Below are 14,393 nucleotides of genomic sequence, written 5' to 3' on the forward strand. Positions count from 1 at the left end.
CCGGCAGCCCACGCGCCCGGGCGCCCGACGGCCACGGTTTTCCGGACGGTGCCAAGTTGATGGCACTTGGGCGAACAGGCTCGCGGGACTGGTAGCATGGCGCCGTCGCGCAGCCCCGGTGAAGGGAGTCCCCCTATGTCCTACGAGATCGTCGACGCCGCATATGTCCTCGACAACCTGGGCGTCCTGCCCATCGTCGATGTCCGTCCCGGCTTCATGTACGCCGAGAGCCGCATCCCCGGCGCGCAGTCCATCGAGCTGATGGCAGCCAAGGAGGCGCCTGGCGACACGGCGGAATGCTTCGTCGGCAGGTTCGCCGAGGCGGGGCTCGGCCCCGACGACGAGTTCGTCGTCTACTGCCACAACGGCGGCCTGGCCCGCGAGGCATGCGACCTGCTCGAATCACGTGGCTACACGAGGCAGAAGTGCTATGAGGGAAGCTGGGTCGACTGGATAGCGGACGGCACGCGCCCGATCGAGTCCTAGGCAGCCGACGCGGGCGCGCCTACCGCATGCGAGCGCGACGCATGGCACGCCCTGCGTGCGGGCGTCCCAGCCTTGCGCCTGCACGCCCGCACGCGTTTCGTCGCGTCGCGCAGACCCAGCTCTACGCGACGCGCCTGCGTGACGCGCCTGCGCCGTGAACCCCAACCCACGCACGTCGCGCCCAGCGCCACATGCCTGCATGCCCGCACGACGCGCCCGCACGCGCTCGCACTCCCACCCGCACGCCACCCCGCCCTGCGCGACCCACCAGGCAGCTTCCTGGCCCCGAAAGTCGATGCTCGCGCAGAAACGACGGCCAAAATGGCCAGAACGGACGGCTTGACGACGCAAAAGGAGCGTTTCGCGTGTATTTGCGCGGCCTTGCCGTGGGTTGGATTCTCGCGACCTGGGGTTTTGCTGCGCGGGACTTGCGGGGACGGTGGTGCGGCGTCGTCAAGCCGTCCGTTCTGGCCATTTTGGCCGCGGATTTTGCGCGGCGGCCATCGCGGGGCCGGCATGACGTCCAATGCGGCGCCCGGCACGTCACACCGGCCCGCTCTCGCAAGGCGGCCGCGCGCCTCGGGCGCCGGCGTGGGTGCGGCGCCCCCGTGGCCGCGAGAATCAAGCCGAGGAGGATCCGCAGGTGGAGTACTCCCTCACCGAGATAGGCGAGAGCCTGCGCCCGGCGATGGACGCCCTGCGGGCCCGGGCGCGCTAGGCCAGCGCGTGCACGAAGGGCACGCGGCCCGGGACGCGCACCAGGACGGCGGGACCGTCCGCCACGTCGGGCGCCGGCACGCGGAGCCTCCCGCACGCGAAGACCCCGTCCGCGACGTCGCCCTGGATGGCGGACGAGTCGTTGAAGCAGGTCCTGACCGCCTCGTGCGCCGGGCTCAGCAGCATCTCCCGCGGCGTGCCCGCCTGGATCAGGCGCCCGCCGCTCATGAACAGCACGAGGTCGCTCATCACCAGCGCCTCGTCCGGGTCGTGCGTCACCATGACCGACGTGATGCTGAAGCGCTCGTGCAGCGCCGTCACGAGCCGGCGCATGTCGTCGCGCAGCTGCTCGTCCAGGCCGCTGAACGGCTCGTCCAGCAGCAGCGCCTTGGGCCTCGCCGCCAGCGCGCGGGCCAGGGCCACGCGCTGCTGCTGGCCGCCCGAGAGCTCGAACGTGCGCCGCCGCGCGAATCCCTCCAGGCGCACGGCCTCGAGCATCTCGTCCGCGACCCTCTGCCGCTCCGCCTTCGAGACGCCGCGCATCCTCAGCGGGAACGCCACGTTGTCGGCGACGCTCATGTGGGGAAACAGGCGGATGTCCTGGAACACCATGGCCACGTCGCGCCGGTGCGTGGGCACGTCGTCCACGCACACGCCGTCGAAGGTCACGCGCCCCGCGTCCTGCGGCAGGATGCCCGTCACGACCTTGAGCGTGGTCGACTTGCCCGCGCCCGACTCGCCGAGGATCGACACGAACTGGCCGTCCTCCACCGTGAAGCTCACGTCGGAGAGGATCTCCTTCCCGCCGAGCGACAGGCCTATGTTCTCGAGCGCTAACCGCATGAGCCGCCCCCTCGTGCCTCGAAATCCCGCTGCGGCGCCCACGCGCCCGGCCGCATCCGCGTCCGCATGCCCGCGTCGGGCCGCGCGCCTGCGCGCCCCGACGCGACGCCGTTGCCCGCCCTACTCATACAAGCCGCCCCCCTCGCGCACGCCGAAGCGCTTGAGCATCACCTCGAACAGCAGAAACACCGCGAACGTGACCGCCAGGAACACGAGGCTGTACGCGCAGGCGATGGTGCGGTCGCCGCCCGTGAGGTACGGGAACAGCGTGAGCACGAAGGTCTGCACCTTTCCGCCGCCCACGAGCAGCGTGAGGAAGTACTGCGAGAACGACATGATGTAGCACATGGACAGCGACGACATGATGCCGGGCATGAGCTGGGGAATTGGAGTGGGTAAGATAATCTGGACACCAAGTTAAGGGCGGAAGGTGTTCGATATGACCCAAAGAAGGAAGCGATACGACAGGCAGCTCAAGATCTCGGCAGCGAAGGTGGTTCTTTCGGGCGAGATGACAGTGAGGGGCCTCTCGGAAGAGCTCGGCATAAAGGACTCGACGCTCAGACGGCGGGCTTGCGAGTACGATGGGATGGGCGAGGCGGCATTCCCCGGAAATGGGTCTCCGAAGATCAGCAAGGACTACGAGATCGTCAAGCTCGGGAAGAAGATCGAAGAGCCCGAGCGCGAGAACGAGATGCTAAAAAATTTCCGGGCCTTCTTGAGCCAAGACCATGCGTGAGGTTCGAGTTCCCCAAGGCGCATAGGGGCGAGCTCGGCCCCATCAGGAAGGCGTGCGAGCTGATGAGGGTCTCTAAATCCGGCTATTGCGAATACGTCCACAGACGTAAGTCCAACGCGCAAATCGAGCGCGAGGCGCTAGAGGGGTTCGTGGAGGATGTCTTCGAGCGCCATCGTGCAAGATACGGCTACCGGCGCATCAACCGAGAGCTTCGCAGAGCCGGCGTCTTCGTGAGCGAGAAGCGCGTGCTGCGCATCATGCGGAGGTTGGGACTTGTCGCCAAGGGCGCGGCCAGAAAGCGCAGTATCCAGAAGAGGGTCGAGCCGGGAGATCCCCGCCTGAACCTAGTCGAGCGCGTCTTCGCCGTCAATGAGCGCAACAGGCTCTGGGTAGGCGACATCACCTACGCACCGACAAGTGAGGGATGGCTCTACCTCGCGGCCGTCATCGACGCCTTCTCTCGCAAGGTCGTGGGCTGGTCGATGTCGGATCGGATCACCGAGAAGGCGGCGATCGATGCGATAGGGCAGGCAGTCGGCAGAGAGCGTCCAGGCGCTGGCAGACATGACGCTGGCGGACGTCATAGCGGACATGAGGAAGAGGGCGCAGGAAGACGGCGTCCTCTGAGGCGCTGGGGAAGGAGAACACATGGATGTGACGCTCATCGAATTCAGCCCCACCGGAGGTACCGGGAAGGCAGCCCGGGCCCTGGCCGAGGGCCTGGGGCCCGTGACCGCTCGCATAGACCTGGCCGACCGCTCGACGGACTTCGCCTCCGCCGCCGTCGATCCCGGCACCGTCGCGGTGGTGGCCGTGCCGTCTTTCGGCGGCCGCGTGCCGGCGCTGGCAGCCGAGCGGCTCGCCGCCATCGATGGCGCCGGCGCGGCGGGCATCGCGGTGGCGGTTTACGGGGATCGGGCCTACGAGGACACGCTTGTGGAGCTTGTCGACCTCTGCCAAGCCGCCGGCCTGCGACCCGTCGCCACGCTGGCGGCGCTGGCCCAACACTCCATCCTGCCCCAGTACGCCGCCGGGCGCCCCGACGCCGACGACCTCGCATGCCTGGCCGACGCAGCGCGCGCCATCGCCGCCAAACTGGCCGACGGCGACGACGCGGTGCCCTCCGTGCCGGGTAGCCGCCCCTACAAGAAGGCGGGCGCTGCGTCCCTCGTTCCCAAGGCGGGGAGCGCCTGCGACGGATGCGGGCTCTGCGCCGCGCGCTGCCCAGCGGGCGCCATCGACGCGAAGAGCTGCCGCACCGCCGACAAGGCCCTCTGCATCGGCTGCATGCGCTGCGTGCGCGACTGCCCCTGCCAGGCCCGCTCGGTGAGCGGTCTCATGACACGCCTGGCCGCCCTGGCCATCAAGGGCGAGTGCGCCAAGCCCAAGGCCGTCGAGCTGTTCCTTGAGCCCTAGGGGCGGCCGTCGGAAGACTGATTGAGACCCCGCAACCATCCGCGCCTACCCCCTCGACTCCATCCCGCTGGACGGCGGGGCGGTGGTGAAGGTGCCCGCCACCCTGTAGCACTCGCACGGAGCCCATGGAGCAGGGGCAGGGCGAGGTTCCTCCCCCTGCGGCAACTGCCCCGCAGACCCTGTGCGCATTCGCCGAAGAGACTGCTAGAATTCGCATGGAGGAGGGTGTTTCCGACGCACGGCGGCAGCAAGGGGGCCAACATGGGATCGTTGGAGAACAAGATCGCCATCATCAGGGCCATGGATGAGCTCATGGCGGAGCACTCGCTCGAGGAGATACGCACCGTCGACATCTGCGCCCACGCCGGCGTGTCCCGCCAGACCTTCTACCGCAACTTCAGCGATAAGTACCAAGCTGCCATCTGGTTCATGGAGGAGGGCGCCTGGCACTCGGTGCGCCAGATAGGCGTGACCTGCGGATGGAAGACAGGCCATCGCCGCCTGTTCTCCTTCGTGGCGGGCAACCGCCGCTTCATCAAGCGCTTCTTCCAGATGAACGGATCGAGCGCCCTCGGCAAGACCCTCATGGAGAAGACCATCGAGCAGAACTTCGTGGAGCACTATTGCGAGCAGTACGCCGCAGCCACCGGCCGCGAGCCTGACGGACGCGTGGAGTTTCAGATCAAGGCCTTCGCCAAGATGAGCATCGAGTGCATAAAGGAATGGCAGTCCGATCCGCACCCCGACCAGTCGGAGGAGTACATCGACGCCTTCCTCTCCGCCGTGCCGAGAGACCTCTTCGAGGCCCTCGACATCGAAGACAAGCCCTCGGACGCCTCCATCGCCTTCCCCCTCTCCACCCTCGTCGCGGGCTACTAGTCCTGCCCCCATGGAACAGAACCCGCGCTCTGCTCCAAACATGGAGCAGAGCGCGGGTTCTGCAGTCTTTCTGTCCCCCCACCTGCCCTGAATAATGGGTTCCAAGAGATCCGCCGGGTTCGCCCCAGCGTACGCCGGGCCCTGCGGATCGGCAGGAGAGGCATCATCTGAGACAGGAGGAGACCATGGAATTCAATGATGCTGCCGTGGAGATGCGCGACGACGTGGGAAAGCCCTGGCGCTACGAGGAGGACGGCTGCACGGTGACCCGCACCTGCGTATGGTCGGCCCCGGGCTGCCACCCGGTGGGCTGCGGCCTGAAGGTCTACGTCAAGGACGGCGAGGTCGTCAAGGTGGAGGGCGATGAGAACCACCCGGTGACCAAGGGCCGCCTGTGCGTGCGCTGCCTGGCCATGAAGGACTTCCTGTACCATCCTGACCGCATTATCTATCCCATGAAGCGCGACCGCGCCGACCGCGGCAAGGACAAGTGGGAGCGCTGCAGCTGGGATGAGGCCATCGCCATCATTAAGAAGAACTACGACGAGGTGAAGGAGAACTACGGCGTCGAGTCCATGGTCGCCTTCATGGGCACGGGCCGCCAGGGCAACATCGGCGCGACGGGAGCCCACCGCGTGCTCGGCTCGCCCAACGGCTGCTATCCGCTGAGCGGCTTCTCGTGCTACGGCCCGCGCGTCTCCATCACCATGGACGTCGTGGGCTCCTCCTACCCCGAGATCGACTACGCAGGCGGCCTGCCGGGCGGCTATGACGATCCGGCCTACCAGATCCCCGAGATCATCATCCAGTGGGGCAAGGAGCCCATCTACTCCAGCCCCGACGGCCTCTTCGGCCACTCCATCATCGACCTGATGAAGCGCGGGGCCAAGCTCATCAACATCAACCCCCGCATCACCTGGACCGGCTCGCGCGCCATTCTGAACGTGCAGCTGCGCCCCGGCACCGACGCGGCGCTGGCCATGGCCATGCTCAACGTCATCATCAGCGAGAACCTCTACGACCAGGACTTCGTGGAGCGCTGGTGCTACGGGTTCGAGCAGCTGGCCGAGCGCGTGGCCGAGATGCCGCCCGAGAAGGCGGCTGAGATCTGCTGCGTGCCGGCCGAGCAGATCTACCGCGCGGCCCGGCTCTACGCCAACGCCAAGCCGGCCTCCATCGCCTGGGGCGTCTCCATCGACCAGAGCCCCAACGGGGCCCAGGCGGGCCAGGCCATCCTTGCGCTCATGTCCATCACCGGCAACATGGACGTGCCGGGCGGCCAGGTGCTCGTCGACATGACCGCCGGCGACGGCGGCATGCAGGAGGACATCGACTCGGTCGGCTGGCCCGAGATGAAGCAGGAGCTCAAGGACGCCATCATCGGCCGCGAGGAGTTCCCCTTCTACACCGGCGGCCTCAAGATGTCGCAGGCCGACCGCCAGCTCGACGCGCTCGAGACGGGCAAGCCCTACGCCATCCACTTCTGCTGGCTGGGCGAGACCAACCTCATCGCCCCCACCTGCTCGGCCCAGCCCAAGCGTTGGTACGACGCCCTGCGCAAGGTCGACTTCAACTTCGCCACCGACACGTGGATGACCCCCACCATCCAGGGCTGCTGCGACGTGGTGCTGCCGCTTGCCTCCTCCCTTGAGATGGAGACCATCGTCCCCACCCACTACGGCGGCTCGCCCAACTACGTGGGCGCGCTCAACAAGTGCGTGAAGTGCGGCGAGGCCGTGCCTGAGTGGGAGCTCTACCGCATCCTCGGCCTGGCCCTCAACCCCGAGGCCTGGGAGAACCGCGAGAAGGACTTCAAGGAGTTCTACGACATCGCCATGATGCGCGCCTACGACTTCGACTACGACGAGGTCCAGAAGAAGGTGGTCATCCAGCGCGACGTCTCCTATCGCAAGTACGAGACCGGCAAGCTGCGGCCGGACGGTGCCAAGGGATTCAACACCTCCACGGGCCGCATCCAGCTCTACAGCCCCATGTTCGAGGCGGTCGGCGAGGATCCCCTGCCCTACTACTTCGAGGCTCCCACCACGCCCGTCTCCACTCCCGACCTGGCGAAGGACTATCCGCTGACCATGATGACCGGCGCACGCGAGATAGGCTACTTCCACTCCGAGGGCCGTCAGATCGAGAAGCTGCGCGACCTGTGCCCCGACCCGCTCGTGGAGCTGAACCCCGTCGACGCCGACGAGCACGGCATCAAGGAAGGCGACTGGGTGCGCATCGAGAATCCCTGGGGCGTGTGCTTCCTCAGGGCGAAGATCACCCCCATCATCAAGGAGGGCTACATCCAGGCCCAGCACGGCTGGTGGTTCCCCGAGGAAGACGCGGAGGCCCCGCACCTCTACGGCGTGTGGAAGTCCAACATCAACACGCTGATCCCCCACTCCCGCATGGGCAAGCTGGGATTCGGCGCGCCGTTCAGAACCACCCTCGTCAAGATCTCCAAGGCGAGCGAGGAAGACCTCGTCGAGGCCGACCGCTATGGCCTGGAGGGCGCCGACGGCAAGCCCCTCGACCACACCGACAACTTCTTCCGCATCGACGACCCGTCGCTCGATCCGGCGGCCTGCTAGAAAGGATGGGAACCATGAGCCAGTACGGACTCCTCATCGACTACGAGTACTGCACCAACTGCCATTCCTGCGAGGTGGCCTGCGAGGAAGCCCACGACTTCCCGCCCAAGGCGCGCGGCATCCGGGTCTTCGAGGACGGCCCGTTCGAGTACGGCGACAGCCAGTGGAACTGGAACTACATCCCCACGCCCTCTAACCGCTGCGACCTGTGCGCCCAGCGGGTCACCAACCACCAGCAGCCGGCCTGCGTGCACCATTGCCTGGCACAGGTCATGAAGTTCGGCCGCATCGACGATCTGGTGGAGGACTTCAAGGCCAAGCCGCGCCAGGTCCTCTGGATGCCCAACTAGCAGACGGGAAAGGGAGGCGAGAATGTGCGGCTATGCCTGCATAGGATGCGGGAGGTGCGGCAAGAAGCCCGACCGAATTCTGCCTCCCTTCCGCTGCCCAGCCTGCGGCGGCCCGGTCGAGGCCGGCGCCAACGCCTGCCCGGCCTGCGGCCTCTCCCTCGTGCCCGGCGAACCGCTGGGAGTCAGGCGAGGGACGCTCAGGGACGGGCAAACCGAGGCGGGGGACGACGCGGTTGCCTCGTCCCCCGCGCGACAAAGGAGGGAACCATGTTCAAAGGACCCCAAGGGTTCGGAAGGATGATGAACATCCTGATGTGCGCGATCATGTGCGCCGTGCTCAGCATCGCCATCCCCCTCATCATCGAGGGAGCCACCGGCGCCCAGGGGCTGCTCAACCCCATAGGCTTCGTCCAGAGCTTCGTGCTGAGCTTCTGCATAGCCTATCCCTTCGGCGATCTCGTGCCCGCCGTCGCCTGGGGCGGCACCCTGGCGGCGCGGATGGGCGCGAGCGGCCCGGTCGCCTACCTTATCCAGTGCGTCGTGACGGCCGTGCTGCTCATTACCTGCATCGCCTTCACGGTGTCGTTCGTCAACAACATCGCAACGCCCGGCGGCATGGGTGCCGTCACGGGATTCTTCGCCATGATCTGGCCCGGCGCGCTCGGCTTCGGCTTCCTGGCCATCTTGCTCACGCTCGGCCCCTGCATGAAGGTCGCCGCCAAGGCAACGGGCTTCGACCCCGCCGCTGCGGCCGCGGCCGCCTAGGGATAGACGCGCGGCCCGGCCCAAGGAGGGCGATCCGGCCGCGAAGATCCGAGAGAAGGGATGCACCCCATGTGCTTCAGACCTGCCGCCGTATCGGCGGATCGACCCTGCCCGTCCTGCGGCGCCACCTGCGCGCCAGGGCTTTCCGCCTGCCCGTCCTGCGGCGCCGAGCTGCCGGCTGGCGCCGCGCCGGGGATGCCCGCGGCGCCCGGCGCGCCCGGAGTATCCGCGGCGCCGGGCGTTCCAAGCGCGCCCGCGGCCCCAAAGGCCCCCGGCGAGCGCTAAGACCGCAGCCTACGCGACGACGCCCTCCCCGCCGATCGGCGGGGAGGGCGTCGTCGCGTAGGGGAGGGCACCGAATAAGCATCGACGCTCTCTTCTCCGGTTTATTGCCGGTAGCGGCAATAAACCGGAGGTCTCCTACGCCGTTCCCGTAGTTTCTTGCCGATGGGGCGCCTTTCCGTTTCCGAGATTGTCGAAGCCTGGGGCCTGTCCGAGCAGAGCGTTCGGAGCTACCCCGCCAGGTGCCGTCAGGCGGGCGACGGGGCTAGTCGTCGAGCTCGTCTTCGAGGCGGCGGCGGTTCTTGATGGCGTCGCGGAACAGGGAGGCCGAGAACGCCATGGCCAGCACGAAGGCCAGCCCGAAGTAGACGATGCCGATGGCGACGTCGCCTCCCCAGGCCACGGAGGCCACGCCGACGATCTGCACCTCGGCCAGCACGCGCATCACCACGCTGAGCACGGCCACCGCAGCCCCGCACGCCAGGGACGTGAGCAGCACCAGGTCCCACGGGACGCTGTCCACCTGGGCGAAGCGGGCGCGATCGCTCACGATGCCGCGGCGCGCCTGGAGCGCGAGCGGGATGAAGCAGGCCACCAGCAGTGCCCCCATCAGCAGGACGTTGGGGGAAACCACCCCCGCGCCGGCCACCGTGAGCAGCGGCACGTCCGCCACGCAGGCCACCTGCTCGAGCATCACCCCGTAGTAGACGCACAGGACCACGCCCGCCAGCAGCAGGTAGTAGCCGATCCTCAGATAGCGGGCCGACTCGGCCTCCAGGCGCTCGTCCTTGGGGCCCAGGTACTCGTTCCAGCGCTTCATCAGGCTCATCTCAGATCCTCCCTAATCCCAGAACAGGTCGTCGAGCGTGACGCCGAGGGCGCGGCAGATGGCGCGGCACAGCTTGAGGCTGGGGTTGTAGCGCCCCGCCTCGATGAGCCCGATGGTCTGGCGCGTGGCCCCCACCTGCTCGGCGAGCTCGGCCTGGGACAGCCCGCGCTCCATCCGCGCCGTCTTCATCCGCATGTTCTTCCCATCCGCCAAGCCGAATTCCCTTCATGTAATATATATCTGACAATTGCAAAGTATATATTGCATTGCGACGCTGTCAAGAGGAGGGAAAGGGGACGTTGGCGCGATGGGCGTGGTTCTCGGAGGCAAATTGGCCAAAATCGTCGGTTTGACGACGAGGCGGAGGCGCGCCCGCTCGCCACTCTCGGCAAAACCCCAGGTCGCGTTCCACGCTCCCGCGCCAGAGGGCGCCCAGGGTCGCCGAAACCGGGGCAAAACCGGCTCCGATCGTCGTCAAACCGTGGATTTTGGCCAATTTAGACGCGGAAACTGCGCGGCAGCGCCGTGGACGAGCAGGCCGCGGCGACGCGGGCCAAGGCTCGCCGGGCAAGCTGGCGCCGCGAGCAATGCGGCAGGCACCCGGGTCGCAGGCGGGCGGGCAGACGGCCGCGCCGGCCGACCGGGCGGGCGTCAGGCGGAATCGGCCGTCGTCCGGCGCCCCTCGCGGGTCGCCGCGCGGCGCAACTGTGGGATTTGGGCGAGGGATCCGGGGCGAGCAACACGGAGTGGTAGAATTTTCGCGATTATGGTGCGCGGGGCGCGAGGACGCCGCGCGACAAGCTCGAGAGGAGCCCATGGGTTCGCAGAATCCCCACAGCAACGGGCGACCGCACGAGGCGGCCCGCCCGCAGACGCCCTACGACGCCTGCTACGGCACGCCCGGCGCGCGACCGCAGACGCCCGGGGCCGACCGGCGCGCCGCCGCGCGCCCGCAGCAGCCCGGCCCCGCCGCCGGCCCGAGCGCCCCGGGGCCCTCCTCCACACCGCCCGGCATGTCGGAGGAGGACTTCGAGCAGCTCTGCCGCCAGATCAGCGAGACCGTCGACCAGGTGTCGCAGGCCGTGGGGCGCGGCCTGGGCCAGGCGGGCAGCGCCCTCGGCGGCGTCATCAGCCGCGCAGCGGAGCGTCAGCGCCAGGCCGCCGCCGCGCGCGAGGCCGCCGCTCCCCCGCCGGGCGCGCAGGGTGCCGCCCGCGCGTCCGTCCCCGGTGCCGCCCCCGCGCAGGGCAGCCCCGCCGCCTCCGCTTCCGCCCCCTGGGCCGCCGCCTCCACGGCGCTCAGCGCCCGGGCGGCCGAACGTCAGCAGCTCGCGCAGCTCAAGGCGCGCTTCAAGTCCCCCGTCGGCCTCACGGCCGCGGGCGCGGCGCTCACGTTCCTCGGTGCCTATGGCGTCGTCAGCCTCGGCTTGGGAGACGTCTTCTTCACGCTCGGGTCGATCGCCGCCGGCGAAACCGGCTGGCTTCCCGCCTCGCTCGCCATGGGCGCGGGGGCGGCGCTGTGCGTCTGGCCGCTCGCGGCCGGCATCCGGCGCCTCGGCACGGCGCGGCTCGCCCAGGCGTTCCGCCGGGCCTTCAGCCAGCGCGAGGTGTGCACCTTCAAGGAGCTGGCCGTCCAAGCCCAGGTCAGCGAGAAGCGCGCCCTCGCCGCGAGCCGCCGGATGCTGCGCCGGGGGCTGCTGCCCCAGGGCCACATCGACGACGAGGGCACCTGCCTCATGGTCACCGACGACGTCTACCGCCAGTACCGCGCCGCCCAGGCCGCCTACCAGGAGCGCTGCCTCGCCCAGAGCGCTGCCGAGGACGAGGCGCGCCGGCAACGGGCCCAGCGCGAGGCCGACGACGCGCTGCCCGCCGACGCGCGGGCGGTCATCGACGAGGGCACCCGCTCCCTCACGCGCATCGCCGAGCTCAACGACGCCATCGCCGACGCCGCCGTGAGCGCCAAGATCGCCGCCATCGAGGACGTGGTGGCGCGCATCCTCGACCGCGTGCGCGACGAGCCGGAGTGCGCGAGCGCGCTCGACCGGCTGGCCGGCTACTACCTGCCCACCACCATCCGGCTGCTCGAGGCCTACGACGACCTGGAGGAGCAGCCGGTCCAAGGCGAGCACATCTCCCGGTCGCGCCATCAGATCGAGCGTACCCTCGACACGCTGCGCGGCGCCTACGAGAAGCTCCTCGACGAGACGTTCCGCTCCGTGGCCATGGACGTGTCCGCCGACATATCCGTCCTCCACGCGGTGCTCGCGCAGGAGGGCCTGACCGAGAGCCCCTTCGACCAGACACCCGGCGCCCCGCGCCCCGCCCAGGACGCCTAGGCGCCCGAGAAAGGAACCGCCATGACCGACGAGATGGCCAAGATCAGCTCGCTGCCCGTCCCCGAGCTCACCCTCGACCCCCTGGCCGCCGAGGCCCCGGCCGCCCCCATCCTCCAGGCCGAGCCCGCCCAGTCCCCGGCCGCGGCCCCCTCCCTCGAGGACATGCTGAGCGAGGAGGAGCGCGCCCAGGTGGACGCCTTCGCGGGCCAGATCGACCTGGCCGACTCCCAGCTGGTGCTCACCTACGGCGCCGGCGCCCAGAAGAAGATGGCCGACTTCTCCGAGACGGCCCTCGACCGCGTGCGCACCCAGGACCTCGGCGAGGCCGGCGACCTCATCGCCAGCGTGGTGACGGAGCTCAAGAGCTTCGACGCCGACGAGGAGAAGGGCCTCTTCGGGTTCTTCAAGCGCCAGGCCGACAAGGTGACCGCCCTCAAGGCGCGCTACGACAAGGCCCAGGCCAACGTCGACAAGATCGTGCGGGCGCTCGAGGGCCACCAGGTGACCCTCATGAAGGACGCCGCCATGCTCGACCAGCTCTACGAGCTCAACCTGGCCTACTTCAAGGAGCTCACCATGTACCTCCTGGCCGGACGCAAGCGCCTGGCCCAGGTGCGCGAGGGCGAGCTGCGCGAGCTGGCCGAGCAGGCCCGCGCCACCGGCCGCACCGAGGACGCCGAGGCCGCCCAGCGCCTGGAGGCCGCCTGCAACCGCTTCGAGAAGAAGCTCTCCGACCTCGACCTCACCCGCACCATCGCCCTGCAGATGGCCCCGCAGATCCGCCTCGTGCAGAACAACGAGGCCCTCATGATAGAGAAGATCCAGACCACGCTCGTCAACACCATCCCCCTGTGGAAGAGCCAGATGGTGCTCGCCCTGGGCCTGGCCAACAACGAGGCGGCCCTGCGTGCCCAGACGGCGGTCACCGACATGACCAACGAGCTTCTGCGCAAGAACGCCGAGAAGCTGCGCCAGTCCACCGTCGAGGTGGCCCGCGAGAGCGAGCGCGGCATCGTGGAGGTGGAGACCCTGCGCGCCGCCAATGACAACCTCATCCAGACCTTCGACGAGGTCATGCGCATCCAGGAGGAGGGCCGCGCCAAGCGGGCCGAGGCCGAGGCGGAGATGCGCAAGATGGAGGCCGAGCTCAAGGAGAAGCTGCTCTCCTTCCGCGGCTAGCCCTGCCGCGCCCGCCGAGACGCTCTCCGCTCCTGCTCGGATTCGGCGAGGACGGGAGAAGAACGCTCGCCTAGAATGGAAGCCGTAAGGAGACGTTGGCATGAACCTGCTGGAGAACCTCAACGCGGCGATAGCCTACCTCGAGGAGCACCTGGGCGATCCCCTGGACTGGGAGGCCCTCGCCCGCAAGGCGGGCTGCTCGTCGTTCCAGCTGCAGCGGATGTTCCCCTACCTTACGGGGATGACGCTGCCCGAGTACGTGCGCCGGAGGCGCATGACCCGGGCAGCGGCCGACCTGCTGGCGGGCGACGCGCGCGTCGCGGAGGTGGCCCTGCGCTACGGCTACGAGTCGCCCACCGCGTTCAACCGGGCGTTCAAGGCCGTGCACGGGGTGGCCCCCAGCGCGGCGCGCCACGGGGGAGCCCAGCTGGCGACTTACCCGCGCCTCACGTTCACCTTGTCCGTGAAGGGGGCAGAACCTATGGATTACCGCATCATCGAGCAGCCGGCGTTCCGCGTCGTGGGCGTGCCGTCCGGCAATGGCGATTGGAACGTCGAGGACGCCGGGGAGAAGGCCACCGCCTACTGGGCCGAGCTGGGGCCGCGCATCCACGAGATCCTCGCGCTCATGGACGGCAGCGAGCCGGCGGGGCTGCTGGGCGTGCAGCTCTGCCGCGACGGTGCCTTCGACTGCTACATGGCCTGCGTGGCCACGGACGCGCCCTGCCCGCCGGCCATGGCCGAGCGCGTGGTGCCGGCGGCCACCTACGCCGTCTTCGAGTGCGTCGGCCCCATGCCCCAAGCCATGAACGAGCTGTGGCACCGCATCCTCACGGAGTGGCTGCCCGCGTCGGGCTTCGAGTGGGCCACCGGCTCCGACGTCGAGCGCTACCTCACGCCGGGCATGACCGCCCCCGACAGCCGCAGCGAGGTCTGGCTGCCCGTGCGACCGGCCCGCTAGCCCCGCCGCGCCCGCCGAGA

General features: G+C 68.8%; 16 protein-coding genes and 1 pseudogene. 13 read left to right on the forward strand and 4 right to left on the reverse strand.

From position 1 onward, the window contains the following. The first annotated feature begins 135 nt into the window (after positions 1-135). Complete coding sequence (locus LPT13_RS07200; RefSeq protein ID WP_160707887.1) at positions 136-486, forward strand: rhodanese-like domain-containing protein; 351 nt, start codon at positions 136-138, stop codon at positions 484-486. Between the two features lie 526 nt (positions 487-1,012). Further along, entirely contained in the window at positions 1,013-1,204 is a 192-nt protein-coding gene (locus tag LPT13_RS11925) for a winged helix-turn-helix transcriptional regulator (protein ID WP_430622567.1), read from the forward strand. On the opposite strand, the gene LPT13_RS07205 is transcribed toward LPT13_RS11925, so the two are convergent. Continuing rightward, a complete protein-coding gene (locus tag LPT13_RS07205; protein ID WP_242165055.1) occupies positions 1,201-2,046 on the reverse strand; it encodes an ABC transporter ATP-binding protein in 846 nt (281 codons plus the stop codon). The genes LPT13_RS11925 and LPT13_RS07205 overlap by 4 nt on opposite strands. Positions 2,047-2,166: 120 nt before the next feature. Further along, the gene (locus LPT13_RS07210; protein ID WP_160707883.1) at positions 2,167-2,421 is read right to left on the reverse strand and encodes an ABC transporter permease subunit; all 255 of its coding nucleotides are present in this window, start codon (positions 2,419-2,421) and stop codon (positions 2,167-2,169) included. Between the two features lie 64 nt (positions 2,422-2,485). On the opposite strand from LPT13_RS07210, the gene LPT13_RS07215 reads away from it, so the two are divergent. From LPT13_RS07215 to LPT13_RS07240, 8 genes and pseudogenes are all read left to right on the forward strand, one after another. Then, on the forward strand, positions 2,486-2,785 hold the full coding sequence (locus LPT13_RS07215; RefSeq protein WP_242165057.1) for a transposase: 300 nt from the start codon (positions 2,486-2,488) through the stop codon (positions 2,783-2,785). Next, positions 2,761-3,324 (forward strand): annotated as a pseudogene (locus tag LPT13_RS11930) (IS3 family transposase); the annotation flags it as partial. The gene LPT13_RS07215 and the pseudogene LPT13_RS11930, both read left to right, overlap by 25 nt. 109 nt (positions 3,325-3,433) lie before the next feature. Continuing rightward, complete coding sequence (locus LPT13_RS07220; protein ID WP_242165060.1) at positions 3,434-4,201, forward strand: 4Fe-4S binding protein; 768 nt, start codon at positions 3,434-3,436, stop codon at positions 4,199-4,201. A gap of 261 nt (positions 4,202-4,462) precedes the next feature. Then, entirely contained in the window at positions 4,463-5,080 is a 618-nt protein-coding gene (locus LPT13_RS07225) for a TetR family transcriptional regulator (protein WP_242165061.1), read from the forward strand. Positions 5,081-5,265: 185 nt separating this feature from the next. Next, positions 5,266-7,671, forward strand: coding sequence for a molybdopterin-dependent oxidoreductase (locus LPT13_RS07230; RefSeq protein ID WP_242165063.1), 2,406 nt, complete (start codon positions 5,266-5,268; stop codon positions 7,669-7,671). Positions 7,672-7,685: 14 nt separating this feature from the next. Then, on the forward strand, positions 7,686-8,021 hold the full coding sequence (locus LPT13_RS07235; protein WP_242165065.1) for a 4Fe-4S dicluster domain-containing protein: 336 nt from the start codon (positions 7,686-7,688) through the stop codon (positions 8,019-8,021). Positions 8,022-8,043: 22 nt separating this feature from the next. Next, positions 8,044-8,322, forward strand: a complete 279-nt coding sequence (locus tag LPT13_RS11935; protein ID WP_430622568.1) for a zinc ribbon domain-containing protein — start codon at positions 8,044-8,046, stop codon at positions 8,320-8,322. After that, positions 8,289-8,786: a hypothetical protein gene (locus LPT13_RS07240; protein WP_160707871.1), complete on the forward strand. Its 498-nt coding sequence runs from the start codon at positions 8,289-8,291 to the stop codon at positions 8,784-8,786. Before LPT13_RS11935 ends, LPT13_RS07240 begins: the two co-directional genes overlap by 34 nt. A gap of 547 nt (positions 8,787-9,333) precedes the next feature. Here LPT13_RS07240 and LPT13_RS07245 read toward each other — a convergent pair. Both LPT13_RS07245 and LPT13_RS07250 read right to left on the reverse strand, forming a co-directional pair. Then, positions 9,334-9,897, reverse strand: a complete 564-nt coding sequence (locus LPT13_RS07245; protein ID WP_242165067.1) for a hypothetical protein — start codon at positions 9,895-9,897, stop codon at positions 9,334-9,336. Positions 9,898-9,909: 12 nt separating this feature from the next. Next, positions 9,910-10,110: a helix-turn-helix transcriptional regulator gene (locus LPT13_RS07250; protein WP_347264093.1), complete on the reverse strand. Its 201-nt coding sequence runs from the start codon at positions 10,108-10,110 to the stop codon at positions 9,910-9,912. A gap of 602 nt (positions 10,111-10,712) precedes the next feature. Between LPT13_RS07250 and LPT13_RS07255 the strand changes: the two genes are divergently transcribed. The 3 genes from LPT13_RS07255 (at position 10,713) to LPT13_RS07265 (ending at position 14,373) form a co-directional block, all read left to right on the forward strand. Further along, positions 10,713-12,233, forward strand: coding sequence for a 5-bromo-4-chloroindolyl phosphate hydrolysis family protein (locus LPT13_RS07255; protein WP_242165069.1), 1,521 nt, complete (start codon positions 10,713-10,715; stop codon positions 12,231-12,233). Between the two features lie 21 nt (positions 12,234-12,254). Continuing rightward, the gene (locus tag LPT13_RS07260; RefSeq protein ID WP_242165071.1) at positions 12,255-13,412 is read left to right on the forward strand and encodes a toxic anion resistance protein; all 1,158 of its coding nucleotides are present in this window, start codon (positions 12,255-12,257) and stop codon (positions 13,410-13,412) included. A 100-nt stretch (positions 13,413-13,512) separates the two neighbouring features. After that, positions 13,513-14,373 carry an AraC family transcriptional regulator gene (locus LPT13_RS07265; RefSeq protein WP_242165073.1) on the forward strand — a complete coding sequence of 287 codons (861 nt, stop codon included), beginning with the start codon at positions 13,513-13,515 and terminating at the stop codon, positions 14,371-14,373. The last annotated feature ends 20 nt before the right edge of the window (positions 14,374-14,393 follow it).

Source organism: Adlercreutzia faecimuris (assembly GCF_022669055.1).
In the GTDB taxonomy this organism is placed as follows: domain Bacteria; phylum Actinomycetota; class Coriobacteriia; order Coriobacteriales; family Eggerthellaceae; genus Enterorhabdus; species Enterorhabdus faecimuris.

Excerpts from the sequence above, each read along its gene's own strand:
- LPT13_RS07200 (WP_160707887.1), top strand. The coding sequence starts at position 136 with ATGTCCTACGAGATCGTCGACGCCGCATATGTCCTCGACAACCTGGGC.
- LPT13_RS11925 (WP_430622567.1), top strand. The coding sequence starts at position 1,013 with ATGCGGCGCCCGGCACGTCACACCGGCCCGCTCTCGCAAGGCGGCCGC.
- LPT13_RS07205 (WP_242165055.1), bottom strand. The coding sequence starts at position 2,046 with ATGCGGTTAGCGCTCGAGAACATAGGCCTGTCGCTCGGCGGGAAGGAG.
- LPT13_RS07210 (WP_160707883.1), bottom strand. The coding sequence starts at position 2,421 with ATGCCCGGCATCATGTCGTCGCTGTCCATGTGCTACATCATGTCGTTC.
- LPT13_RS07215 (WP_242165057.1), top strand. The coding sequence starts at position 2,486 with ATGACCCAAAGAAGGAAGCGATACGACAGGCAGCTCAAGATCTCGGCA.
- LPT13_RS07220 (WP_242165060.1), top strand. The coding sequence starts at position 3,434 with ATGGATGTGACGCTCATCGAATTCAGCCCCACCGGAGGTACCGGGAAG.
- LPT13_RS07225 (WP_242165061.1), top strand. The coding sequence starts at position 4,463 with ATGGGATCGTTGGAGAACAAGATCGCCATCATCAGGGCCATGGATGAG.
- LPT13_RS07230 (WP_242165063.1), top strand. The coding sequence starts at position 5,266 with ATGGAATTCAATGATGCTGCCGTGGAGATGCGCGACGACGTGGGAAAG.
- LPT13_RS07235 (WP_242165065.1), top strand. The coding sequence starts at position 7,686 with ATGAGCCAGTACGGACTCCTCATCGACTACGAGTACTGCACCAACTGC.
- LPT13_RS11935 (WP_430622568.1), top strand. The coding sequence starts at position 8,044 with ATGTGCGGCTATGCCTGCATAGGATGCGGGAGGTGCGGCAAGAAGCCC.
- LPT13_RS07240 (WP_160707871.1), top strand. The coding sequence starts at position 8,289 with ATGTTCAAAGGACCCCAAGGGTTCGGAAGGATGATGAACATCCTGATG.
- LPT13_RS07245 (WP_242165067.1), bottom strand. The coding sequence starts at position 9,897 with ATGAGCCTGATGAAGCGCTGGAACGAGTACCTGGGCCCCAAGGACGAG.
- LPT13_RS07255 (WP_242165069.1), top strand. The coding sequence starts at position 10,713 with ATGGGTTCGCAGAATCCCCACAGCAACGGGCGACCGCACGAGGCGGCC.
- LPT13_RS07260 (WP_242165071.1), top strand. The coding sequence starts at position 12,255 with ATGACCGACGAGATGGCCAAGATCAGCTCGCTGCCCGTCCCCGAGCTC.
- LPT13_RS07265 (WP_242165073.1), top strand. The coding sequence starts at position 13,513 with ATGAACCTGCTGGAGAACCTCAACGCGGCGATAGCCTACCTCGAGGAG.